Source organism: Trichlorobacter lovleyi (assembly GCF_015239775.1).
Taxonomy (GTDB): Bacteria; Desulfobacterota; Desulfuromonadia; order Geobacterales; family Pseudopelobacteraceae; genus Trichlorobacter; species Trichlorobacter lovleyi_B.
Genome location: NZ_CP058409.1, coordinates 238,436 through 263,170, shown reverse-complemented (window position 1 = coordinate 263,170; position 24,735 = coordinate 238,436). Strand labels below are relative to the sequence as shown.

Genomic DNA, 24,735 nt, shown 5'->3' with positions numbered 1-24,735 from the left:
CCCTTCCCTGTTACCGGAACAGTTTCAGATAGTCGTCAAACAGGTAGTGCTTGCCCCGCTTGCCGCCGGTAATCTCTTTCAAAATGCCCAACTGCTCAAAATCGGCAATCAGCTTGTAGGCTGATGCAGGAGAAACGCCTGCCACCTCGCCAACCTTGGCGGCATCAAGCAATGGACGTTGGTACAGGTAATTTACAACCTTTTGGGCATTTGAGGCCCTGCTGCCCAATGTCTGAATCTGGGCCTCCACCTGCTTCTGAAGCTTCAGGATGTTGTCAAAGGTTGCTATACCGCTTTGCGCAGTCTCAATCACCCCAACCAAAAAGAACTTGAACCAGCGCACCAGATCGTTTTTATCTCTCATCCGGTTCAGGTTGTCATAATAATGGCTACGGTTGCGTTCAAAAAAGTCTGAGAGATACAACACCGGCTGTTTCAGTATCCTTTTACTGACCAGATACAACGTAATCATCAGTCTGCCGACCCTGCCGTTGCCGTCCAGAAACGGGTGGATGGTTTCAAACTGGTAGTGGATCAGGGCGATTTTGAGCAGTTCCGGAAAATACTGCTCGTCGTTATGGGCGAATTTTTCCAGATCACCAATCAGTTCACCGATCGAAGTATGTACCGGTGGCACAAAAACCGCATCGCTGATAGTTGCACCGCCGATCCAGTTCTGGCTTTCCCGAAACTCCCCCGGCATCTTGTGCTTGCCGCGCACACCCTGTAGCAGTGTCCGGTGGGTCTCTTTGATCAGGCGAGCAGAAAACGGCAACGACTGCAGCTTCTCTATGGCCTCATTCATGGCAGCCACGTAGTTCTGCACCTCCTCCCAGTCATCACGCTTGTCCAAAGCCACATCTTCCTTGTCAAGCAGGGCCTCCTCCATATTTGTCTGGGTGCCTTCAATCTTGCTTGACTGCGTTGCCTCCTTCAGGACGTGCATCTGAATAAACAGGGCGAGGTTGGGGACATAGTCCGAGTACATATCCAGGCGGCCCAGTTCCCGGTCTGCCTTACCGAGCAACTGGATCAGCCCCATATCGTCTATGGTCCAGGCCCGGTTCATCAGGTTAGGCTGAAAACTTCTATAATGACCCTGCTGGATATAGCGACCAGCCTGAAATTTTTTCATGGGTTCCACCTTCTAAAAACTAAAACAAGCCTGACTGTTATTTTAGTTTTTAACAAAAATCTAAAATAAGGCAACGTCTTATTTTAGATTGCTATACCAGCCGTATCCTCCCGGTCAGCAATTCCAGCATCAGCTTTCTATTCTCTACAATGCATCCATTAAACAAGCCACTCAGCCGGCTCAAGACACATAGCTGACAGCTGCCCGTAGAACTTGCCAACATGAATCCCGTCGACGACCCCATGATGTGCCTGAATACCAATAGGGATCAACAGCGCGCCACCCTGCTCAAAATACTTGCCGATCGTCACAATCGGGATCGACCCGTACTGGCTTGTATAGGGATGTACAATCGAGGTGAAGCTGAACCAAGGGGCACTCGTGATGAAAAACATGTGGTTTTTATCGCCGACACTCTGGTCCGGGCATGCCTTCACTGCCCGGATTCTGGCACTGGCATACTCGCGGTACTCTGCAAAAGCTTCAAAATAGCGTGAGTCGCAAAAAGAGAAGGTTTCATCCTCCAGTAACACCGTAAAGCCGGGATCGACACGGTCAAACTCGTACAGCTCGCCATTGATTATCCTCTGCCGTAATTCCGGAACACGATTCACGGTCTTTGAGATCAAATAGCTGATGGCCACAAAAAATCCACACCGCTGCATATCTACAAAGAGTTTCAAATTGGTAATGTCCACCATGCAGGATGTTGCCAGAAAAGGGATTTCCCGATCCTTAAAGGCCTCAAACATGCCTCTTCGCTTATAGGTATCAAGATCAATCTTTTTCATACAGCCTCCCGCAGAATATGTCTCGGTCATACCAGCCGTATCCTCCCGGTCAGCAGTTCCTGCATCATCCCCTGCTTCAGCAGCCGGGTCTTGTCCCGTTTCTGCTCCAATGCAGCGATCTCTGCGTCCATGTCGGAAAGGATGGCGGCGATGGCGGTTTGCTCGGGGAGAGGAGGAAACGATATTTCTATTGCCTTAACAATATCTCCACTCAAGTTTGGCTGACCACCTTGTGTGTATGTTGTGATAATCCAATCTTTGAGATAACTGAGTTTGAAGAATAGGAATAAGCTACTGTCTGTTTTCGGCACTATAGCTAAAACTGCTTGGTTTATAGCAGCACGAATCTTGGACATTGCAGTAACTCCGGATGTTGCCCCATACAATGCTATAAGTAGAGTATTTTCTTCAATTAATTTGGCAGACGAGTTTTCAAGTCCTGCCTTTGTAATCCTGCCGCTAACGCCTGTGATTACACTTTTATTGAGATCACCAGACGTTATCCAAGCAATATCGCCACCGTAATATGCAGAGACTGATGTTGGGGGCGTCCCACCTGAAAAGAAGGTGGCAATCTCACCCAGCTTCTTCACCTCCCACTCCCCACTAAACCCCGGCAGGCGGCGCTTAGCGGTCAGCAGTTCCTGCATGGCGGCCTGTTTCATGTTGCGCTTTTTGGCGATCAGCTTGTCCAGCGAGGCGATCAGGGCATCCACATCGGAGAGGGCGGCGGCGATGGCGCGTTGTTCGGGGAGAGGGGGGCGGGCAATCAAACTTGCTGAGAGGGAGCGCCCATTGGTTAAAGCGCGGGTCGTGTAACTTGCTTGAGATGTCACTTGCTGACGGTAGTAGCGTGCAGAAAAACAGTATTTTTTAAACTCATTTTCAAGGCTGTCATCTGTAGGGCGGGCGCGTAGTACGAAACCGCTGAATACTGTATCTTGAGCATCATCAAGCATTACGGCAGCAATGCCGATCTCCTCTACTGTTTCAGATGTTCGTGTAAAAAAGACATCACCCTTACGAACCTCATAGGCTTTCAGTTCATTTCGGTTTGCATCAACCCGACCATGAATGTCTTTAACAAGCAATCCTGAATACTGAAATACATCCATATAGTTGACGATAGGAGTTCCGTAACCGAAAAATTCCTTTGCCTTGTTAAGTCCATTTTTGAAGCTGAACAGGCTCCCAACCGGCACTATATCCCACTCCTCCGGGATCACCCCCACCTCGGTCTGTTTGTAGCCCGGCTTCAGTTCCATACAAACCCCATCCGCTTGAGATGCTGGTCCACCGTGACGCTCAACGCCTCCACCTCCTGCGTCAACTGCGGCAACGGTGTGGCATACCGTTCAGCCAGCTGCCTGATCCGGCTGGTCAGGGCCTGCGATACCCGATCAAGCTCAGTCTGCACATCAGCCGCCAGTGTGGCCAGCCATTTGTCATCTACCACCAGCGTCTTTACCTCATCCACGGTTAGGTCGGCATACCTGGCCTTTACCTTGGCATCCAGCGCCTTCTGGCTCTCTTTCACCTTTTTGCTGGCAGCAGCCTCCTGCTCGATCAGTTCCAGATACTGCTCCAGCAGTTTGCGCTCATCAACAGCATCCTTGTCGTTCTTGATGACCTTGAGCCGGTCCTTGATGCTCTTGCTGGTCAGCTTGCCCTTGTCGTTCTTGGCCTCTTCCAGCAGGCCATCTTCGCCGCTCTGCTCTTCTTCCAGCTCTTCCATCCGGCGGCTGATGGCGTCCCGCTGGGTCTCCAGCTTTTCAATCTGCTGCTGGTCTGCTGCAAAGTAGCGGTTAACGATCAACTGCTGGGGAATCAGTTCCGCTGAACCCAGCCAGCCGTCACTGGCGATCAGGTAGACATCATCCTGCATGATCTCGCTCCAGTAGCTCATCAGGTGCTGGTAGACGTCGTAACGGTCGATCAACGCCACATCGTTAAACACGGTCAGCAGCTCCTCGCTGATCTGTTCGATCAACTGTTTGGGGTGGCTGCCAATGGCGATACCTTTGAGTGCCGGGGTGACGCTGTTCTTCCACTGACCAAACCTGTTGGAGACTGAGCTGGTAAAGGCGATGAACTCGTCATTGTCAAAGATGGTATTCTTGATGCTGCTGCTCTCCACCGTCAGCCTGCTGTAGCCGGGGCGATCTGCGGCGGTAAACAATTGCGACTTCAGGCCGGGGCAGACCTGCCAGTAGGGGGCCAGCCCTGCTACATCGCGGTTGGGGATGCCCCCTTTCAGGTGGGCCTCAATGTCCTGAATATCCTCTGCTTCGGTGGCATCAATATAGCGCGGGATGTTGAGGTTGAAGTCGTTGGCCTCGATCTCGGCCCGGCTGACCATGCGAGAATATTTTTCAACCTCGATCTGCTTGGTAAAGAGATCCACGATCTTGTGGATATCCTGATGCCGCAGCCGGTTCTTGTTGCCATCCTTCACAAACCCCTTGCTGGCATCGATCATAAAGATGCCGCTGCGGGCGTTGGCATGTTCCTTATCCAGCACGATGATGCAGGCCGGGATGCCGGTGCCGTAGAACAGGTTGGCAGGCAGGCCGATGATCCCCTTGATGTAGCCTTTGCGGATGATGTTGCTGCGGATGGTGCCTTCAGCGCCGCCACGAAACAGGACACCGTGGGGGAGAATCACCGCCCCTTTGCCGCTGCTTTTCAGTGAGGCAAGGATATGCAGCAGAAAGGCGTAATCGCCGTTCTTGGCTGGCGGTATGCCGTCAGCAAAGCGCCCATACAGGTCATTGGCCGGATCAAAGCCGTTGCTCCACGCCTTGGTGGAAAAGGGAGGGTTGGCCACCACATAGTCGTGGCGCTTGAGGCCGCCTTCTTTCTCTTTGAAGTGCGGGGTGGAGAGGGTGTTATCCTGCCAGACCTCTGCGGTGGGGCAGTCGTGCAGGATCATGTTCATCTTGGCCAGAGCGGCTGTGGCGTTGTCCATCTCCTGCCCGTAGATGGAAACATCCACCGGTGCCTCATCGTGGGCCTTCAACAGCAACGAACCGGAACCGCAGGTGGGGTCGTAGATGGTCTGGGTGGAGCTGGTTGCGCTGCCGATACCGATCACCTTGGCCATGATCCGGGAGACCTCTGCAGGGGTGTAGAACTGCCCCTTGCTCTTGCCGGATTCAGTGGCAAAGTGGCGCATCAGGTATTCGTAGGCATCACCGAGGATGTCATCCCCTTCGGCCCGGTTACGGCTGAAGTCAAGGCCGGGGGTCTCGAAGATCGCCACCAGATTGGAGAGGCGGTCCACCATCTCCTTGCCCTTACCCAGCTTGTCGGCATCGTTGAAGTCGGCAACGTCAATGACACCCTTCAACTCATTGGCCTCAGCCAGCCTGCCGATAATCTTGTTGATCTTGTCGCCGATCTCCTTGTCCCCCTTGAGGGCAACCATGTCAGCAAAGCTGCCGCCGTCAGGGACGTCAATCAGGGCATTAGGATCACCGGCGTACTTGTCTGAGACGTATTTGACGAACAGCAGCACCAGCACGTAATCCTTGTACTGGCTGGCATCCATACCGCCACGCAGTTCGTCGCAGGATTTCCAGAGGGAGGAGTAGAGTTCTGATTTCTTGATTGGCATGGCTACCTTGTGGCGTGTAGGAGGAAGTAGAGGCGAGTGGCTTTCGCCCGTTACAGAAAGACATCCGCTGCCGTGGCAGCCAGGAAGGTCAGGCTGATGTAGCCGTTCATGGTGAAAAAGGCGGCATCCAGTTTGGTCAGATCGCCCCCCCGCAGCAGCCAGTGTTCGTACAACAGCATGGCGGTCATGGCTGCAGTGCCGATCCAGAACCAGATCCCCAGCCCCATCAGGATGATCAGCCAGAGCAGCAGGCCAACCGTGATCAGGTGGAACAGGCGCGAAAGCCGGAGCGAGCCGTCCACTCCCAGTGCCACCGGGATGGAGTGCAGCCCCACCGAGCGGTCATACTCCAAATCCTGCAGGGCATAGAGCATGTCAAAGGCGGAGACCCAGAACAGCACGATCAGTCCCAGCACCAGGGCAGGCAGCTCGATCCTGCCGGTAAGCGCCACCCAGGCGCCGATCGGTGCGGCTGCCAGACAGATCCCCAGGACGATATGGGCCAGGGCAGTAAACCGTTTGCAGTAGGAATAGAGCAGCAGAAACCCCAGCGCGATCGGCGAGAGCTTGAGACAGAGCGGATTCAGCATGGCTGCCGACCAGAGCAGCAGGGCCACGGACAGCACAATGGCGCCAAAGACCGCCCCTTTGGAGAGCAGACCGGCCGGAATGGCACGTCCGGCAGTGCGAGGATTTTTGGCATCAATATCGGCATCAATCAGCCGGTTCATGGCCATGGCTGCGGTGCGGGCCCCCACCATGGCCAGTATGATGAACAGCAGTTGCCTAGCGCTGGGCAGGCCGCGGATCGCCAACAGGGCCCCGGACAGGGCAAAGGGCAGGGCAAAGATGGTGTGGGAGAATTTGATCATCTCCATAAAGATGGTGATTTTTTGCACGACTGCGGTCATGGCAGACCATACTCCTTCCAACGTTGTGTCATCAGCTGGCTGGTTGCTGCATCAGGCAGCAGCGCCTCAACCGAGCGCCGGGTGGCATCAACGGCCAGACGGCCGCCAGCCTCGTCCTTGATCAGATCGTCCAGCCAATCGGTTTCATTAACGGTTCGCCAGGCCACCTGTTGCAGGTTGCGGGCAGCGATCCCGGCGTCCACCAGGATCAGCAGGTGGGCCTTACGGAACCAGGGCAGCTGCCACAGGGCCTGCACGGTTTTTCGTACCATGTGGGGAGACGGATTTTCAAGGGAAATGACCGCACTGCTGCGGAAGACCCAGGGCAGCGGCATCCTGATATCCCGCACCCCCGGCACCAGTCCGGGCAACAGGGCAGCCAGCAGCCGCTCCCAGCCCAGCATCATCCAGCAATCCTCCTGGGGCGGCGGCCCAACCACGGTGGCCGGGACAATCGGATTGCGGCGCCGGGTAATCCGCGTGACCGTCACGCGGGCTGCAGGACCGGCCGGATCATACTGCCCGGTGTGATTGCCAAAGGGCCCCTCCACAAGCGGCCTGTCCGGCTCCGCAAAGCCCTCAATCACCAGTTCTGCCTCTGCCGGCACCTGCAGCGGCCCATGGGAGCAGGCCACAGTGGGGATCGAAGCGCCCCGCAGCCAGCCGGCAAAACTGAACTCATCCAGCCCTTCCGGCAGCGGCCAGGCAGCGGCCAGCGTCAGGCTCGGCGGGCCGCCCAGCACAATTGCCAGCGGCATCCGTATACCCTGCTGGACAAACTGCTGATAGTGCCGCGCTGCCCCGCTGCCCCGCCGCCAGCGGATCGCCAGGGTATGGGCATCATGGATCTGGCAGCGGTAGATGCCACAGTTGGGGTCACTGCCGTCCGGGGCAGTGGTAACCACCTGTCCCAGGGTCAGATAACGCCCGGTTCCGGCGGCTGTGCCGTCATCAGGCCAGTTGTGCAGAAACGGGAACTGGAGCAGGTCTGCCCCTGGCACCAGCTCCTCCCGGCAGGGGCCGTGCGCGACCGCTACCGGCGTGCAACAGGCCAGCTCGGGATGACCTGCCAGCAGCGTACCAAGACCGGTCAGGCCCTGCAGGGGGATGGCCTGCAGAACCCTGTCAAAGGCGGCAGTCAGGTCTTCCAGGCTGTCCAGCCCCAGGGCCAGCCGCATCCTGCGCTGTGAGCCGAACAGGTTGGTGGCCACCGGAAAGGGAGACTCATCCGGCTGCTGAAACAGCAGGGCCGGGCCGCCTTTGGGATAGCTGCTGATCCGGCGGGTAATGGCAGCGATCTCCAGCCGGGTTGCGACCGGCACGCTGACCTGCTGCAGGTCACGCAGGTGTTCAAGGCGTTCGATAAAATCATGCAGGGATGAGAGCATGGGGTGGCGCTCCTCAAATGGCTGTCAGGATTAAGAGAGGATAGGAGCTTTCAGGGGATTGTCAATCCTGTTTCGCGGGGCTGCCCTGTTACGGCGCTGCTAAAGCGGTGCTGCCGCCAATCACCTGATATAACGCCATGCTGTTTTTGAGTTGTGCCAACCGGACCAGCGCGAATGCCCGTTCGGCATCTCTGCGGCGCTCCTGGGTATCCAGCCAGGTTTGCAGATCGGTAGCGCCTGTCAGATAACGGACCTCCGCCAGCTGTTCCGCCTTTTTGGCCAGGTCGAGGGAGTCTTGCAGCTGTTTGATCTCTTCTGCGTAATTCTTGCGTGCAGCCAGGGCATTCTCGACATCACTGAGCGCTGCGTAGAGTGTCTGCCTGAAGTTTACCACTGCCTCCTCATAATCCGCTTGTGCGGTTTCCACATGCAACCTCATCGTATTCCATTGGATAAACGGCAGTGCCAGCCCCGCACCCAATGCGGCGTAGGGGTTTTTGATGACCTCAACCAGGCTGGTGCTGCTTGTGCCAAGCGTCCCGGTCAGGGTAAAACTGGGATAGTAGCTGGCGCGGGTAGTGTCAATATTCGCCAGGTATTTTTTCAGTCTCTGCTCGGCAGCCTGCAGATCAGGCCGTTGGCCAAGCAGGCTGGCAGGGAGACCGGCCTGCACCTGCGGCAACGCCCCCTCCGGCAGGCGCTGACGTTCCGGCACGGCAGGCACCGGTGCCTGGTTGAACAGAATCGCCAGGGCATTACGCGCTTCAGTCCGCTGTTGCCAAAGTTCAGTCAGCTGCGCCTTCTGGCTGGCAACGGTCTGTTGGGCCTGCAGTTTATCCAATGCGGAAACGGCTCCTGCCTGATATTTGACCTCCACCAGCCCCAGGACTCTTTCGGCGTTGAGAATACTTGCGTCAACCGAGGCGATCCGTTCATTCAGGTAGGCGATGGTCCAGTAGTTCGTTGCGACGGTGCCAACCAGCGCCAACGCGGTACTCTGGCGATCATACTCGGTTGCTTCGGCCTCCCACTTGCCGGCGTCACGGGCGCTGGCCAGCTTCCCCCACAGATCCAGCTCATAGCTTGCCGAGAGTGTGGCCACGCTCGACTTGGTCTCCCTGCGGGTAGTGAGGTCACGGCTCAGGCTGCTGCTGAGATTGGCAGAAACCGTCGGAGTCAGATTGGTGTTGGTAAGCCTGGCCGAAAGCTGTGCCCGCTTTACCTTGATCGTGGCCGCTGCAAGGTTGTTGTTGGATCTGAGTGCCAGCTCGATCAGGTCGCTCAAGGCCTGATCATTGTAGTCCCGCCACCACTGTCTTTTTGTTGCAACAGCTGAACCGGTTACGCCGGTTGCCTGCCATTGTTGCGGGAGCGTCACCTCCGGCCGGGTATACTGGCTGCGCGGCAGCAGGCCGCTGCAGCCTGCAAGGGAACAACAGATTGTCAGAACAATGGCGCAGGCAAACCTGGACAGTATCTTCATAGCTGCAGTCACTCCCTGGCTAGTGCTTCGATCGGATCCAAGCGGGCCGCATTGCGGGCCGGCAGGAAGCCGAAGATGACACCGATCATGGTTGAACAGAGGAAGGCCGAGACAATCGACATGAGCGAAAACTGCATGGCAAAGCTGGTCACGAACAGCGAGAACACCTTTGCCACGCCCCAGGAACAGACGATGCCGATCACCCCCCCCTGCAGGCAGACCAGAACCGACTCGATCAGAAACTGCTGCATGATATCCTCCTGACGCGCTCCAACCGCCATCCGGATGCCGATCTCGTGGGTCCGCTCCGTGACCGACACCAGCATGATGTTCATGACGCCGATGCCGCCGACAATCAGCGATATCACAGCAATGGCCGAGATCATCAGCTTCAGCGTGGTGGTGGTCTTGTTGATGGTCTTCATGATGCTGTCGCTGCTGTTGGTGTAGAAGTCCTTGCGGCCATGGCGCTGGGTGACCAGCCTGGTGATACTCTGTTCTGCAACCGGGTTGGAGATGCCATCCTTGACCCGCACCGTAATCGAGCTGAAATACTGCTGCCCCAGGAGCCGGTTCATGGCAGCCGTGTAGGGTATCCAGACCTCAAGATTCGAGCTGTTTCCCATGGGGCCGTCTTTGACTTTGGTGATACCGATGACCCGGCAGGGCAGCGAGCCGACAAACAGAATCATGCCGATCGGGTCCTGGTTGCTGAAGAACTTTTTGCGCGTATTCTGGTCAATGACCACCACCTGGGCCTGCTGTTTGACGTCGGCGGCGCTGAAGGCGATGCCATCGGCAATCTCATACCCCTTGACCCGGAAGTACTGTTCACTGACGCCGTTCACCGAAGCATTGGCGGTCAGGTTGCGGTAGCGCAGCAAATGGCTGCCTCCGGTTGTGGGCGAGGCGCTGTCGACATACACCTGCGCCTTGAGGGCCTCCAGGTCGGACTGCACAAGGGTCTGGATACCGGCAGCGTCTTCATCACCCCAGTCCTTGCCGGGGTTGACGTCGATGACATTCGTACCCATGGCGCTGATATCCTTGATGACCTTTTGTTGCGCTCCCTGGCCAAGTGCCACAACAGAAACAACCGAGGTTATGCCGATGATGATCCCCAGCATGGTCAACAGGGTCCGCATGCGGTGGGACAGCATGGCGATCAGGGCCATTTTGAAGGCTTCGGCAAATCTGCCCCAGTTGGCCTGCAGGAAGTTACCCGCCTGTTTGACAACAACCTTTTCCGCCAGTGCGGCAGTTGCTGAAGCCTGCCGTTTCGGGTTCGCCTGGTCGCGGATAATCGCACCGTCACTGATCTCGATGATCCGTTCAGCATGGGCGGCCACCTGCTGATCGTGGGTCACCAGAATGATGGTATGGCCACTGGCATGCAGTTCATGCAGCACCGCCATCATCTCTTTGCCGCTTGTGCTGTCCAGGGCGCCGGTTGGCTCATCCGCCAGAATGACGTCACCGCCGTTCATCAACGCCCTGGCAATACTGACTCGCTGCTGCTGGCCACCGGAAAGCTGATTGGGACGGTGATCGCACCGGTCTCCCAGGCCAAGCCGTTCAAGGATCTTTCTGGCACGTTCCTGCCGGAAATGCTTGTTCGCGCCGGCATAGATGGCCGGTATCTCCGTATTCTGAATGGCGGTCAGGTGGGGCAGCAGGTGGTAACGCTGGAAGATGAATCCGAAGTAGTCACGCCTGAGACTGGCCAATTCGTCATTTGACAGGCTGCCGGTCTCCCGGCCGTCGATCCGGTAGCTCCCCTCACTGGGACGGTCCAGGCAGCCTAGGATATTCATCAGGGTGGACTTGCCCGAACCGGAGGCACCGACAATGGCCACCATCTCTCCGCTACGGATGGTCAGGTCGATCCCCTTGAGGACCTCCACCTGCTGGTCACCGGTTGAGAACCGGCGCACCACGGCATCTATTTCAAGGAGCGTCTTGGCCATACCTACCGCCTCCCCGGGGGAGGCGGCATGTTGTTGGGATCGCTCTTCGGCAGGTTGGAGCTGTCACCGATGATGACCTTTTCCCCCTCCCGCAGTCCGTTCACAACCTGAATCTGGACATTGTTGGAAATGCCGGTCTGGATCGCCCGGACTTCCACCTGCTCACCGGCCAACACCTTGACGGTTGCCCTGCCGTCCTTCTGCCTTTCAGCAAGGGCCGATACCGGAATGCAGAGTGCCTGCCTGGCCTGATTCAGCACAATTGCAACTTGTGCGGTCATTGAAACCTTCAGCTTCGTATCAGGGTTGGGCACCTCAAAGAGTCCGTAGTAGTAAATCGCGGAGCTGGAGCTACTGGAACTGCTGGTGCTACTGGTTGTTGTGCTGCCTGAAACCGGACCCGGTTCGATGGCCCGCAGTTTGCCGTAATAACGGGTATCGCTGTCTCCCAGCAGGGTGAAGTAGGTCGGCAAGCCTGCCTTGACCCTCGTCACATCCGCTTCAGAGATCTTGGCCTTGACCGTCATGTTGTCCAGCGTGGCCAGGGTCAGGATCATCGTGGCTGTTTGATTCGACACCACGGTCTGCCCCTCTTCAGTATCGATCGAGATGACCGTCCCTTCGATCGGCGCATGGATCCGGGTATAACCAAGATTGGCCCTGGCCGTATCAACCGCAATGATTGCCTTCTTGATCTGGGCTGCAAGGGCAGAGATCTCATACCGGGTGCTTTCCAGTTGTGCCTGTGCGCTCTCAAGATCGGCACGGGAACCGGCATCCTTGGCCTGCATCTGTCGCTGGCGCTGGTAGGCCAGTTCATACTGCCTTAAAAGTGCCTGTTTTGATCGTTGCTGCGCCTGCAGGTTTTCAACCTGGGCTTCGGCATCCTTAAGGGTGTTTTGCGGCAGCACCGGGTCGATTTCAGCCAGCAACTGTCCCTTTTTCACCTTGGCCCCCAAAGCAACGTGCAACGTCTTCAGCTGCCCATTCACCTGTGCGCCTACCGCCACCGTCTTGAATGCCTTCAGAATGCCGGTGGCAAGAACGCTATCTTCCAGATCCATACGGACAGCCGGAGCCGTTATGAAGGTAATTTTTGCCGGCGCCATGAACTTCCTGGCAATGGCTATGCCGGCTGTCACCAGAACAATGATGATGATAGCTATGATGATCTGCTTCCGTTTAGGAACATTCATGGCGTACGTCCTTTGATACGGTGTGCCTTGATACCGGCCAGGGCAAATCTGACCACATGTTCGGCAAAGGCCGTGATGTCTTCAATGATGGCCGGCATACCACGGCCCTGGGTTCGTCTGGCTATCCGCTGCATCACCATGGAGGCAAAGGTAATTAGGGGGCACACATAGATTTAGGTCTGGGGATCCGGGCTGTTTTCTTCTGGTGCTGCAGGCGCTCCCTCAAGAAACCTGGTCAATTCCATCACCAGTGTGGGTGGGTGCAGCATACGGGCCGGGATCTTTGCCCCTCCGAAAAATTCCAGCCGCCAGGGCTGGCGTTTGACCCAGTCCATCAATAGCTGCCAGCCCTGCCAACTGGAAAAATCCTGTCCGTGGAGATGGGTGATCTGCTCCAGAAAGGTCTGTTCGTAACTGGCCATAGCGCTGTTGCTCCCTAACGGCCCGGTGTTGGCCCGTTACCGTTTGTCGGCGGTGGTGGCGGAGCCCCTTCAGGAACCGCAGCCAATGCACCCTCAAAACTCCTGCAGGTCGCCTTGAAGCTGCCATGGGAGGTTGCAATGGTGACACTCGCCCCCTCTGTTTTGCCCTTGCAGGCATCAAAAGCCTCCTGGGGCGGCCTTCTGCGCTCACCGCGGGGCGGCCTGCCACTATCACTGCCGGCCCAGCCCTGGCTTGACAGCACTGCGGCTACGACACAGAACAGCACGAGATTTTTTCTGGGGGATAGGCCCATGGTGATCTCCTTTGCAACAGCGTGCCTCCGGCGCACCATTGCGCCGGAGTGACTGCGTGAAAAATCTGCTCTCAGGAGAAACCCTACCCGTTTGGGTAAGATCTGTGGGTTAAAAGGCAGGCGGGACAGGTAAAGTTATGTTAAGCAGCCAGGACAGGCGATGCCTGTTGGTACCCCGGACCAAGGGCTAGTGGGATGGGGATGGTTTGAGGGCAGGGCCAGGAGCGGCTGCAGCGGGCGCTGCCGTCGCATCATGCATGGGACAGTAGTCATCCGGCTCCGTGCCGCAGGCAAAGAACTCCTCCCGCTTGGCCGGACAGGCCGGCGTTGCCAGCAGGGCGTTGGCTGGGTCAATACTCACCGATATGACCGAGTCAGGCCGGGTAAAATCATCCGCAGGCCTTCCGGCCAGGGCCTGCCGCATAAAGCGCTCCCAGATCGGAGCAGCCACGGCCCCGCCGGTAAAGCCTTTGCCACCGGACCGTGGCTGGTCATAGCCGACCCAGACACCCGTTACCAGATGGGGGGTATAGCCGATAAACCAGGCATCGTGGTAGTCGTTGGTAGTACCGGTCTTGCCGGCTGACGGGTACTTCTGGCTGAACTTCTTCAACCCCTTGGCCGTGCCGCTGGTCAAGACATCCTTGAGCATGCTGGTGGTAATGAAGGCGGTGGCCGGCGAGAGGGCCTGACTGCTGCTGGTTGTGTTTTCAAACCAGTTTTTGCGGTAGGTTTCATAGATCCGCAGGATGGAGCGCGGCTCGGTACGCACGCCTCCTGTTGCAAACGGTGCATAGGCCAGTACCAGGTCATGGAGCGTGACCTCTTCGGTGCCCAATGCCAGTGAGAGATTGTTGCCATGCAGGGCCAGGCCGTTTTTCGCAGCCAGCTCCGTAAAGGCAGGGATGCCGATGGTCTCCAGCAGCTTGACCGCAATCACGTTGTTTGAGCTTGCCAGGGCCTGACGCAGGGTCATGCTGCCGTGGGATTTGCCATCATAATTGTGCGGGGTCCAACTTTCGCCATCACCTTGAGGATAGCTGACTGCCGCATCATTCCAGAGGCTTGCTGCGGTCACCCCCTGTTCAAGGGCAGCCGCGTAGATCAACGGCTTGATGGCCGAGCCGGGCTGCCGTTTGGCCTGCAAGGCCCGGTTAAAACCGCCCTTCACATACTCGGTACCGCCAACCGTAGCCAGCAGATTACCGCTGACCGGATCAAAGGCCACCAGCGCCCCTTGCAGCTGGGGTGACAGTTTGACAACACCATCATGGAGAATCTGCTCGGCCTTGAGCTGCAGGCCAAGATCCATGGCTGTGGTGATCTCAAGCCCCCCCTGTTCAAAGACCGCCGGGCCATAGCGTTCAACCAGTTTTGCCTGTACCAGTGCCAGATACCAGGGGGCACGGTTGGGCGGGACCGGCGCTGCCGTGTGACTGATCTGCTGACGCAGCTGGCTGGCCGGCAGCACACCCACCTCAACCATCCTTTGCAGCACAATCGAGCGCCGCCTGGCCACATCGGCAGGTTTGCCCAGCGGGTTGTAGCGGCCGGGGTTCTTGGGAATACCGGCCAGGAAGGAACACTCAATATCGGTCAGTTCTTCAGGGCTTTTGTCAAAGTAGATCCGGGCGGCCTGGGCAATGCCCCAAGCTCCATTGCCATAGTAGATCTCGTTCAGGTACATTTCCAGAATCTGGCGCTTGGTGTATTTTTTCTCAAACTCAAGCGCCATCAGCCCTTCGTTGACCTTGCGGTCAAGGGTCTTTTCGCTGCTGAGATACTTGTTCTTGATCAACTGCTGGGTGATGGTGGAGCCGCCTTCAGCCAGTCGGCCCCTGACCACGTTTTTGACGGCAGCCCGGGCGATACCGCGTAGATCAACGCCGCCATGTTCATAAAAGCGGGCATCCTCAACCGCAACAATCGCCTTTTGCAGAAAGAGGGGTATCCGGTCAATGCTGACCCAGTAGCGTTTTTCCGGCAGCAGCCGGCCGACAAAGCGGCTCTGGCTGTCAAAGACCTTGATGGAGTGGTAGCCGGTCGGCAGGATCGGGTAGGCGGCAATTGGCTCCTGGGCCAACGCTGATGAAACCCAGAAGGTGGTCAGGCAGATACAGCAGATGACGAGCCAACGAAGAGGGCGTCTTGAAATGGAATCGGAACTACTCTGCACCGCGTCTTCTCCGTAACGCCTCCCGGTACAGGGCGTCGTACTTGCGGGCAGACTCCTCCCAGGTAAAGCGCTTGGTCATGCCGTTTTTACGCAGGGCTGCCAATCCTTCAGGGTTGTTGTAGAAGGTCCAGGTGGCCCAGCCGACCGTATCGTACAGAGCGGCAGCGGTCCTGGTCCAGAACTTGAAGCCATCGCCGGTAAGGGCAGACTCGTCAAAGTTCTCAACACTGTCATCCAGCCCTCCGGTGGCACGTACCACCGGCGGGGTACCGTAGGCCAGCGAGTACATCTGGTTCAGACCGCAGGGTTCAAAGGCCGACGGCATCAGGAAGAAGTCGGAACCGGCCTCCACCAGATGGGCCAGGGCGTTGTCGTAACCGATGTGACAGCCGACCTTGTCGGGGTGACGATGGGCCATACCGCCAAAGAAGAAGTGGGCCCAGGGTTCGCCATTGCCCACCACCACCACCTGCAGGTCCAGCCTGATCATATTGTGGATCGCCTCGGCCAGCAGGTCGGTCCCTTTCTGGGGCACCATGCGCGAGACAATCCCGAACAGCGGCAGATCAAGCTCAGGCAGACCGAAACGCCGCTGCAGGGCCCGCTTGCAGGTCAGTTTGCCGGTCAGGTCATCTGCCGAGTAGGTGGCCGGCAGGTACTGATCTGTGGCCGGGTTCCATTCATTGTAATCAACACCGTTCAGGATGCCGTACAGGTCGGCACTGCGCTCCTGCAGCACCCCTTCCAGCCCCCAGCCGTAAAGCGGGGTCTGGATCTCGCGGGCATAGCCCCGGCTGACCGTGTTCAGCAGGGTGGCGTGGTAGATACCGCCTTTCAGCAGGTTGACCTGATCATCCTTTTCCAGCCCCAGAAAGGTAAAGTACTCCCAGCCGATATCCAGCACCTCCATCAGACCGGGATAGAAGTTGCCCTGGTACTGCATGTTGTGGATGGTCAGGATTGAGGCGGCATTACCCACCAACGGATCGTTGCGGTAGCTGGTATTGAGGAAGACCGGCACGGCGGCGGTATGCCAGTCATGGGCATGCAGGATATCCGGCTGCCAGCCCAGCATCTTGGGCAGTTCCAGGGCGGCCCGGGAGAGAAAGACATAGCGGTTGTCGTTGTCCATGAAGCCGACATTGTCCACGCCATAGATCCCATCACGGCCGTAGAGCCCCTGATGTTCCAGAAAATAGACCGGCACCTCGCTTTTGGGCAGGCGCCCCTCCCAGACCCCGCAGTACATCTCGCCGATGATCCCCATCGGCACCACCAGGGTACCGGGCAGCAGTTTCAGGCCATAGCGGTCAGGATCAATACTGTAGTAACGGGGCAGCACCACCCGGACATCATGGCCCATGGCGTGCAGGTAGCGCGGCAGATCACCCACCACCTCGCCCAGGCCACCGGTCTTGGCATAGGGCGCGGCCTCCGAAGCGGCAAACAGAATAGCAAGCGGTTTTTCCTGGCTGCTGCCGGTTGATCCCTGCCCCTGTGATCTCTTTTTCACGCCTCAAGCTCCTGCTGAATTGCTGCCACAACTCGCTGTAACTGCTGTTCCAATTCAGGCAGCAGCCTGCCTGCCTCTTCAAGATCACCGGTACGGGCGGCCTTTTCCATGGCAGCTGCAGCAGCCATGATAAAGCGGCCTCCCACGGATCCTGATTCCCCTTTGAGCCCGTGGGCCAGGCTGACAATCTGCTCCAGGTCACCGGTTTTCAGGAGGGTCCGCAGCTGCTCAACCTTCAACGGGGCGCTCTCCAGGTAAATCCGGAAGACATCCAGCAGCACGTCTCCACATCCCAGCGCCAGGTAGTTCTTGTGATGGTATTCACGGTCAAGCGGATCTTCCGCCACCTGCTCCTGCGGCACTCCAGCGCTATCAGTCATGGTCATCCCGCCCCCTTCTCTGCAATGCTCCGGCAGCAGCTGCTGTAACGCCGCCACCAGCTTTTCAATATCAACCGGTTTGGAGAGGTAGCCGTTCATACCGCTCTCCAGACAGCGTTCACGATCCTCGCCCAAGGCATGGGCAGTCATGGCCAGTACGGGAATCGCCGGGTCAATGCCCGGCAGCTGCCTGCTACGGATGGCCTTAACCGCCTGGAAACCGTCCAGTTCAGGCATGGAAACATCCGTTATGACCAGATCATAGCCCCCTTGGGCCAGTTCTTCAAGTAGTCTGCGGCCATTTTCAACCGCCACAACCTCGTGCCCCAGGTCGTTCAGCAGGCGGCTCAATACCAGACGGTTGATGGCCTGATCCTCTGCCAGCAGGATCCGTACGGCAGACATCCGGCGCCCGATCAGAGTACCCTCACCTTCAGCTTCGGTCAGGCCCGCAGCCTGGTAAAACGGCAGTTCGACACGGAAGGTGGAACCGACACCGGGCGCTGAGGTCACCTGTATGGTCCCCCCCATCAAACCGACCAGGCTTTTACAGATTGCCAGCCCCAGGCCGGTACCGCCAAACTCACGGGTGGTCGAGCTGTCCGCCTGGCTGAACATATCAAAGATCCGCTCCTGCTTTTCAGGCGCGATACCGATACCGCTGTCCGCGACCAGGAAGGCGACCCGCAACACGCCGTCGGCAGAGGTTGCAGAAAGACGCTGCACCGACAGGCGCACCTCGCCCTGCCGGGTAAATTTTATCGCATTATTCAACAGATTGGTCAGCACCTGGCGTAGCCGGTCCTGGTCACCGGTTACCAGCTCAGGCAGGTCACTGTCATAATCACAGACCAGTCGCAGCCCCTTTCTGTCCGCAACCACCTGGTACATATTGCAGAGCGACTCCATCAGCCGGCCAAGCCGGAATACCGATGGACACAACTCAAGCTTGTTGGCCTCAATCTTGGAAAAATCAAGAATATCGTTAATAATCAGCAGCAGGGCGTTGGCAGAATCCGAGGCATACCCCAGCAGTTCCCGCTGGTCCGGGGTAAGTTGCGACTGTTTCAGCAGGCTGTTGATCCCCATGATACCGTTCATCGGGGTGCGGATTTCATGGCTCATGACCGCCAGAAAACGGCTTTTGGCCTCATTGGCCGCCTCAGCCGCCTGTTTTGCGTCAGCCAGTTCCCTTGTCCGTTCTTCAATACGCTTTTCAAGCTCTTCGTTGACGGTTTTCAATTCAGAAAAGGTCTGCCCGAGGCTCTCGGCCATTTCCTTGACATTATTACTCAGGGCATCAATTTCACGCAGAAACGTGGGAGCCGGCCAGACCGGCATGGAGCCCCGGCTGATCTGCCAGGAGAGCTGTTCCGTCACCTGACGCAACCTGAAGGCGGTCAGGGAAAGTGCCTTGGTGGCAATCCGCGAGGCCATACAGACCAACAGCATCAAGGCCAGGATCATGCTCATCTCTCTGATGGCGCGCCGGTTGATCTCCTCCAGCCCGGGACGGTACGGCACCTCAACCACCAGATCCCACTGTTGAATCGCACTTAATGGAATTCGATTGGTCAGGTAGGCCTGCGACATCAACGCAAGCCAGGGGAGACCGGGACGCTTGGGGGGATGCACCACATGCAACCCGGGCGCCAGCTTGTGAGCAGTACTGCCGCTCGACATGGCCAGTGGGATACCGTTTCTGTCAATCACACTCAGCCGCACATTCCGGCGGGATACCACGAAGTCACAGCGTTCCTGCAGCCGTGTCACCGGTATCAGCGCCGTAACCACCCCCACCACACGTCCGCCGCGAATAATCGGCTGGCCGATGGTGGCGACCACCTCTCCCGGTTCAAGCCCCCCTTCCAGCGGGACAGCGGTTCCCAGATAGGGCATGCCGTTCCTGAGCGGTTCCAGTATCCGGGCACGGTCGGCCGGCACGTTTTTCACACTGCCATGAATGCTGTCGCTTGTCAGGCTCAGGAGTTCGTTACCCTGCTGGTCAGACAGTCCCAGCCGCAACAGTACCGGATCGGTCTGTTTGATCAGGGTCATCAGCCGTCTGGTTTCCGGTGAGGCGCCAAGAGGCAGGGCAACCTCCTTTGCCACGGCATTAACTGAATCAAGCCGCCGCTGCAGCCAGTCTCCCAACAAGGCCTGCGTCGCATCGGTCACCTGCGACACGGTACGGTGCATCGCGGCCAGATGTTGTTGCTGGGCACCGCGCAGGCCGACCAGTAACATGATCATAGGCGGAATATAGACCGCGGCAGTGACCAGCAGGGTCAACGCCTCAACAAAGGAGATCCGGTGTTCCTGTGCCCCGCTCTCCCTGAAACGCCAGTAGCGGATCGCAACAATTATCAATGCGGCGATCTGGGCATTAAAGGCGCCGTTCAGGCCGAATTTGAGTGCAAAGACCAGAGCGGCCTGCGCGCTGATATCCAGAAGGAACAGGTAGGCAAGCAGTACCAACGGCATGCCGACCACCAGCCAGTAGAGCATCACTGCCTGGGTCAGGCGCATCCCGCGCCGGACCAGCAGGGCGACTACCACTATTTCCAGCGAGAGCGCCAGAAACGGAATCGGCTGCAGCCAGATCAGCAGGGTTCCGGAGGCCGCAACCACACCGGCCAGAATACCGAAGCGTCCACCCAGCATTCCCAGTATTACCAGCGGCAGCAGCGATCCCAGCAGTAAGGAGAGGCGATAGTACAGTTCAATCGGCAGAAAACGGTTCAGCAGCAGGCCGCAGCAGCCTGCTGCCAGGGCCCAGAGGATGGCTTTACGAGAAGTCGTGGTAAGGTGACGAACAACCATGGGGGATCAGTTTAGCCTAACCAGACTAAAATGCAAGGAAATCAACAGAAATTAAGAGACATTCATCTGCTGCTGCCGGGGAGGCACCCCGACAGCAGCAGGAGCAAGACTACTTGACCCCTTTTTGAATCAGGTCACGGGCAAAGGCCTTGTCAGTACTCATGATATGCTTGGTCAACCAGTCCCGCAAAAAGTGCATGATGTCAACTGACAGGGCCGCATCCCCCTTGTCGAACTTGGCCTTGAAATCAGAGACGGTCTTGACCAGATCCTTGTGCTGTTGCTTGTGATCTGCAGCGGCCGGATACTTGTGCTGATCCATCAGCCGCTCTTCCGTTGCAAAATGGGTGACGGTATACCGCACCAGCTCGGACAGGGTCTTGCCCAGCACATCCTTGGCCTTGCCGGCCACTTGCGCATCAGACAGTTCATTTGCCAGATCAACCAGCTTCCTGTGCTGGGTATCAATCTCCTTAACCCCTACTTCAAGCATCGGCCCCCACACCAGTAACGCCATGTCGGTTCTCCTTTCAGTAGTCAGCAGGCTGGCCCAAAGGCTATTTCAGGCTGCAGGGGGCCTTATAGCCAAAGCGGATGCCGCCCCAGTGCTTGCCGTTGATGAAGATCGGTACGGAAAGGTCATTCAGAATTTCACCGGTATCACGCCGGTAGGTCTGCAGCAGGACACTTTCGGTATTCTTGGCGCAGCGCATGCCGGTATTGTCACCAAAGATCCGCTTGGTACGGTTGTTGATCCGATCCACCTCCGGATCACCGGTAAGCGGCTTGCTGACACGCAGGTTGTGGGTAGGCACATAGGCGTGGTCGTCAAAGCAGATCACATAGGCCAGCTGGCTGTCACGGTTGACAATTGCCTCTTGCAGCGGCGAGATGACCCGGTCAAAGAAACCGTCAAAACGGGTGGTAAACTTGGGAGGATCGGTCTTCTTGGGGTACGGCTGATAATTGCGATCAAACAGATCCGCCTCGGACAGGCTACCGTTTTTGATCGCCTCGGCAATGGCCGTTTGCACACCATTGGACAGCTCGGCAGCATAGGCCTTGACCTGGTCATGGTAGTTACCCACCGAGAAGCGTCCCACGGTACCGTAGATACTCTCAACGGTATCTGCAAAACGGGAGAAGGTATCCATATTGGCCTTCATCATCTGGTTGGTACCGTGGGCAGCATCGGAGATATGGTGGATCTTGGTTGAAATTTCGCCGGTTACGGTGGTCTGTTCGGCAGCGGCAACCGCAATCAGTTCACTCATCATCCGTGAGCTTGAGGCGCAGTTTTTGATATCCTCCAGCTGACGGCGAGCCTCTTCTGCCTGCTGCAGACCGGAACGGACCAAGGCGCTTTCCTTACGGATACTGGCTGCTGCCCGCTCGCTTTCCTGCTGGATCTTGCCCACCACCCGCTCAATATCCTTGGTTGATTTGGTGGTCTTCTCAGCCAGGGAACGGACCTCATCGGCAACCACCGCAAAACCGCGGCCGGCCTCACCGGCCCGGGCCGCCTCAATGGCAGCATTCAGGGCCAGCAGGTTGGTCTGGTCAGCAATATCTTCAATCAGGGAGAGCATGTCGCCGATGCTGGCGGAAGAGCGTTCCAGTTCGGCAATACCGGCCAGGGTTGACTCCACGCTCTCCGAGACACTGCTCATGCACTGCCAGGTTTCCTGTACCACCGCCAAACCGGTGCTGGCAGCCGCATCCACCGTGGCGGAGAGCTCCACTGCCTGATGGGTGTTTTCAGACACGTTCTGGATGGTACTGCTCATCTCTTCAGCCGCAGTGGCCACCATATCGGCGTGCTCCATCTGCTCCTGCACCTCTTTGGCAATCCGTTCGGTGGCATTGGAAAGTTCACAGGTATTGCCACCCAGCACACAGGCCTGCTGATAGAGAGAAGCGATGATCTCACGGACCGTCTGGGTCAGGTGGTTGACCTCACCGGCCAGATGGCCGATCTCATCCTCTGAGTGGACCGGCAGCACCTTGGTCAGGTCGCCTTCCCCCTTGGCAATATCCTCAACCTGGGCAGACAGCTCCCGAATCGGCCGCACCACCAGTCGTGAGATCAGCAGGTAGAGCACCCCGATGATCAGGAAGAAGAAGAAGATTCCCACCCCGGTCAGCACCACGGCCAGTTTTTTGGCCTTGGCAGCCCCCTCTTCCACGGAGGTGACCAGCTGCAGTCCTCCCAGAAACTTGGGGCCGGCCGCATGGCAGGCATTACAGCGGGCCTCGTTGGCCAGCGGCGTAGCCAGCACCAGAGCCGACTTGCCGTCAACAACACTGTTTTTTTCCTTCTGTACCCCGGCCTCTACCGCCTGCTTCACCAGCTCACTGCTTTCCGTGCCGTTATACTGCTTGCCATCAGGATGGAAGAGTTGAATCTTCAGGGCACCGCCCCGCTTGACCACCTCATCCACATACTGGTTAAAGGCCTGGAAGTCGCCCTTCATCTTCAGCTCAATCAGGTCATGGATAACGTTGGCTGCTGCCTGGCGGGCGTTGTTACGCTGCAGATCAAGCATGGAGGAGTAGGACAGATAGAGGCTCAAGACCCCAAGGCAGGCAAAACCGACGGAAAGGGTTACAGCAATGGCAATCAGAACCTTGGCAGTCAGACGGGCGCGGAACATAAAGCTACCTCCATTGGCACCGGGCATGGGAAAGGACACGGGCGGCCATTAGAACAAACCTTCATTAAAAAGGCAAGGATTCTGATAACCCTGTTCTAAAACAGATCTAATACAAGGCCGATCGCCCCTCTGCACTGCCGGACGTCAGACAGGTGAAGGAGGCTGATCCAAGAGAGTTTGCAGTTGCATCAGCTCGTCAATGGTTTTGGTCAGCAATACCGGGCAGCCCTGTTGCTCCGGCAGGCGCAGATCAATATCGTAGCGGTCACCGACAAACAGCACCGCTTCAGAGGGCAGGCTTAGCTCGCTTAAGACCTGATCAAGCACGCTCCGGTCGGGCTTGGGACGCCAGGTGTCATTAATAGTGATCACCCGCTCGAAACTCTCTTCAAGATCCAGGCAGGCAAGAATCTTGTTGGTAAGGGTCTGATTGTTGTTGGTCAGCAGCCAGCTGGTGTAGCGTTGCCCCAGGCGGTTCACCAGCGGCTTGACCCGCGGATCAGGCTGAATATACTGCTGCGGTTCAAGTTCTTCAGCAAAGCGGCGATGCATCTCCGGCACCGTACCGCCCAGCACCTCGATCGCCACCGCCAGGGTCTGCACGGTCCCCCGCTCTGCAGTCAAACGGTCACGCAGCTCCTTCAGGCGCCTCCCACCAGCATCAACTGAAAGCCCCAGCAGCTGCCCGGCATAACGGGAAACCGATTCCCAGACCGCATGTTCAAAGGCCTCTGAGACATACAGGGTGCCATCCAGGTCAAAGACAATCGCCTTGATCGCCCCACGGTTCACAGGCTGATCCCACGCAGACAGCCCAGCCTGGGGTCTGTCACCCCTTTTGACTGTACCAGCACCCGGAAGGTATCTCCCATCCCCCCCTCCGGCATGATCAGTCGCTTGATGATCAGCCGCAGGCGCAGCTTGTCTTTTTCCGGCAGCTCGGATGCCTCGATCTGCTCCAGCTCTTCAATCACCCCGGCAGAGAGCAGAAAACGGGATTGCTCGCCGAACCAGAGCGGCTTGAGCCCTAGCTCTTCTCCCCGTTCAAGCAGTGCGCTGAAGTTGATATGGGTGGTGATATCCTGCTGACCCAGCCGCTGGTAGGGGTTGTCTTCCACGGTATGCTTGTAGTAGCAGAGCAGGGTACCCAGGTTGCGCTGGGGTGAGTACAGCTCGGCCTTGGCCCAGCCATAGTCAATGGTCAGGATAAAGCCCTGCTGCAGAGATTCCGCCACATCTTCAAACCAGGCCAGGCCGGCCAGCGAGACCTCAGCCTCCTGACCGGGGTGCAGCGGGATACCAAAGCGATCTAGATAGGCCTCCAGCGCCGGGGTGGATGGCAGATCAGCCTGATCCTGAAACTGATCACCATCAAGGGTGACGTAGATCTCTTTCAGCCCCTGCGGGGTCATCAGGACCCGGTGCACCGGCATGGCATCCAGCAGTTCGTTGGAGTAGAGCACCCCACTGAAACGGAAACCGGGCAGTTCTGCCGGGGTAAGCCAGGACAGCCTGGCCGCATGCTTGGCCAGCAGGGCAGCCTGGGCCTCGGCCAGGGTCGGTTCCTGTTCAACCAGCACCAGCTTTGTCGCGGCATAACAATCCGGCTGGTGCTCTGCCAGAAAGTCCATGATGTCGCAGGCCAGGCGGCCATGGCCGGCGCCCGCTTCAACCAGGGTAAAGTCAGCCGGACAGTCCATGGAGCGCCACATGGCAGCAATCTCGCGGGCAATGACCCGTCCGAAGGTGGCATGCACCGTGATGCTGGTATAGAAGTCGCCTTCGGTCCCCACCTTGCGTCCCGGCGAGGTGTAGTAGCCCAGTCCGGGCTCGTAGAGGCAGGCAGCCATGTAATCGGCAAAGGTGATCCGGCCTGCGGCACGGATACGGTCGGCAATCAGGTCATGTAAGGTCATATCGTTCATGGTCGTGGATTATGCAGGGTCAAGAAAGCAGGGTCAAGTTC

General features: G+C 57.6%; 18 protein-coding genes. All 18 read right to left on the bottom strand.

What is annotated here, in order from left to right:
* Window positions 1-10: 10 nt before the first annotated feature.
* The 18 genes from FY034_RS01275 to FY034_RS01190 all read right to left on the bottom strand — a co-directional run bounded on the left by FY034_RS01275 (window position 11) and on the right by FY034_RS01190 (window position 24,694).
* Complete coding sequence (locus FY034_RS01275) at window positions 11-1,135, bottom strand: Fic family protein (protein WP_265553166.1); 1,125 nt, start codon at window positions 1,133-1,135, stop codon at window positions 11-13.
* Window positions 1,136-1,293: 158 nt separating this feature from the next.
* Window positions 1,294-1,926, bottom strand: a complete 633-nt coding sequence (locus FY034_RS01270) for a chloramphenicol acetyltransferase (RefSeq protein WP_265553165.1) — start codon at window positions 1,924-1,926, stop codon at window positions 1,294-1,296.
* Between the two features lie 26 nt (window positions 1,927-1,952).
* The gene (locus FY034_RS01265) at window positions 1,953-3,191 is read right to left on the bottom strand and encodes a restriction endonuclease subunit S (protein ID WP_265553164.1); all 1,239 of its coding nucleotides are present in this window, start codon (window positions 3,189-3,191) and stop codon (window positions 1,953-1,955) included.
* Entirely contained in the window at window positions 3,182-5,542 is a 2,361-nt protein-coding gene (locus FY034_RS01260) for a type I restriction-modification system subunit M (protein WP_265553163.1), read from the bottom strand. Before FY034_RS01260 ends, FY034_RS01265 begins: the two co-directional genes overlap by 10 nt.
* 50 nt (window positions 5,543-5,592) lie before the next feature.
* Complete coding sequence (locus FY034_RS01255) at window positions 5,593-6,453, bottom strand: 4-hydroxybenzoate octaprenyltransferase (RefSeq protein ID WP_265553162.1); 861 nt, start codon at window positions 6,451-6,453, stop codon at window positions 5,593-5,595.
* Window positions 6,450-7,841: a UbiD family decarboxylase gene (locus FY034_RS01250; protein WP_265553161.1), complete on the bottom strand. Its 1,392-nt coding sequence runs from the start codon at window positions 7,839-7,841 to the stop codon at window positions 6,450-6,452. The genes FY034_RS01255 and FY034_RS01250 overlap by 4 nt, the downstream gene beginning before the upstream one ends.
* A gap of 88 nt (window positions 7,842-7,929) precedes the next feature.
* Window positions 7,930-9,324 (bottom strand): efflux transporter outer membrane subunit, encoded by a 1,395-nt coding sequence (locus tag FY034_RS01245; RefSeq protein ID WP_265553160.1) that lies wholly within the window; start codon window positions 9,322-9,324, stop codon window positions 7,930-7,932.
* Window positions 9,325-9,332: 8 nt separating this feature from the next.
* The gene (locus tag FY034_RS01240) at window positions 9,333-11,291 is read right to left on the bottom strand and encodes a MacB family efflux pump subunit (protein ID WP_265553159.1); all 1,959 of its coding nucleotides are present in this window, start codon (window positions 11,289-11,291) and stop codon (window positions 9,333-9,335) included.
* A 2-nt stretch (window positions 11,292-11,293) separates the two neighbouring features.
* Window positions 11,294-12,487, bottom strand: coding sequence for an efflux RND transporter periplasmic adaptor subunit (locus FY034_RS01235; protein WP_265553158.1), 1,194 nt, complete (start codon window positions 12,485-12,487; stop codon window positions 11,294-11,296).
* Window positions 12,488-12,660: 173 nt separating this feature from the next.
* Window positions 12,661-12,909 carry a hypothetical protein gene (locus tag FY034_RS01230; protein WP_265553157.1) on the bottom strand — a complete coding sequence of 83 codons (249 nt, stop codon included), beginning with the start codon at window positions 12,907-12,909 and terminating at the stop codon, window positions 12,661-12,663.
* Window positions 12,910-12,923: 14 nt separating this feature from the next.
* A complete protein-coding gene (locus FY034_RS01225) occupies window positions 12,924-13,223 on the bottom strand; it encodes a hypothetical protein (protein ID WP_265553156.1) in 300 nt (99 codons plus the stop codon).
* A gap of 187 nt (window positions 13,224-13,410) precedes the next feature.
* Window positions 13,411-15,399, bottom strand: coding sequence for a transglycosylase domain-containing protein (locus FY034_RS01220; RefSeq protein WP_416222769.1), 1,989 nt, complete (start codon window positions 15,397-15,399; stop codon window positions 13,411-13,413).
* Window positions 15,389-16,912 carry a glycogen synthase gene (locus FY034_RS01215; protein ID WP_265553155.1) on the bottom strand — a complete coding sequence of 508 codons (1,524 nt, stop codon included), beginning with the start codon at window positions 16,910-16,912 and terminating at the stop codon, window positions 15,389-15,391. Before FY034_RS01215 ends, FY034_RS01220 begins: the two co-directional genes overlap by 11 nt.
* Window positions 16,909-20,115: a hybrid sensor histidine kinase/response regulator gene (locus FY034_RS01210; RefSeq protein WP_265553154.1), complete on the bottom strand. Its 3,207-nt coding sequence runs from the start codon at window positions 20,113-20,115 to the stop codon at window positions 16,909-16,911. The genes FY034_RS01215 and FY034_RS01210 overlap by 4 nt, the downstream gene beginning before the upstream one ends.
* A 109-nt stretch (window positions 20,116-20,224) precedes the next feature.
* Window positions 20,225-20,632, bottom strand: a complete 408-nt coding sequence (locus tag FY034_RS01205) for a bacteriohemerythrin (RefSeq protein WP_265553153.1) — start codon at window positions 20,630-20,632, stop codon at window positions 20,225-20,227.
* 40 nt (window positions 20,633-20,672) lie between these two features.
* The gene (locus tag FY034_RS01200) at window positions 20,673-22,769 is read right to left on the bottom strand and encodes a methyl-accepting chemotaxis protein (protein WP_265553152.1); all 2,097 of its coding nucleotides are present in this window, start codon (window positions 22,767-22,769) and stop codon (window positions 20,673-20,675) included.
* A gap of 144 nt (window positions 22,770-22,913) precedes the next feature.
* Window positions 22,914-23,561 carry an HAD family hydrolase gene (locus tag FY034_RS01195; RefSeq protein WP_265553151.1) on the bottom strand — a complete coding sequence of 216 codons (648 nt, stop codon included), beginning with the start codon at window positions 23,559-23,561 and terminating at the stop codon, window positions 22,914-22,916.
* Complete coding sequence (locus FY034_RS01190; RefSeq protein WP_265553150.1) at window positions 23,558-24,694, bottom strand: class I SAM-dependent methyltransferase; 1,137 nt, start codon at window positions 24,692-24,694, stop codon at window positions 23,558-23,560. The genes FY034_RS01195 and FY034_RS01190 overlap by 4 nt, the downstream gene beginning before the upstream one ends.
* Between the last annotated feature and the right edge of the window lie 41 nt (window positions 24,695-24,735).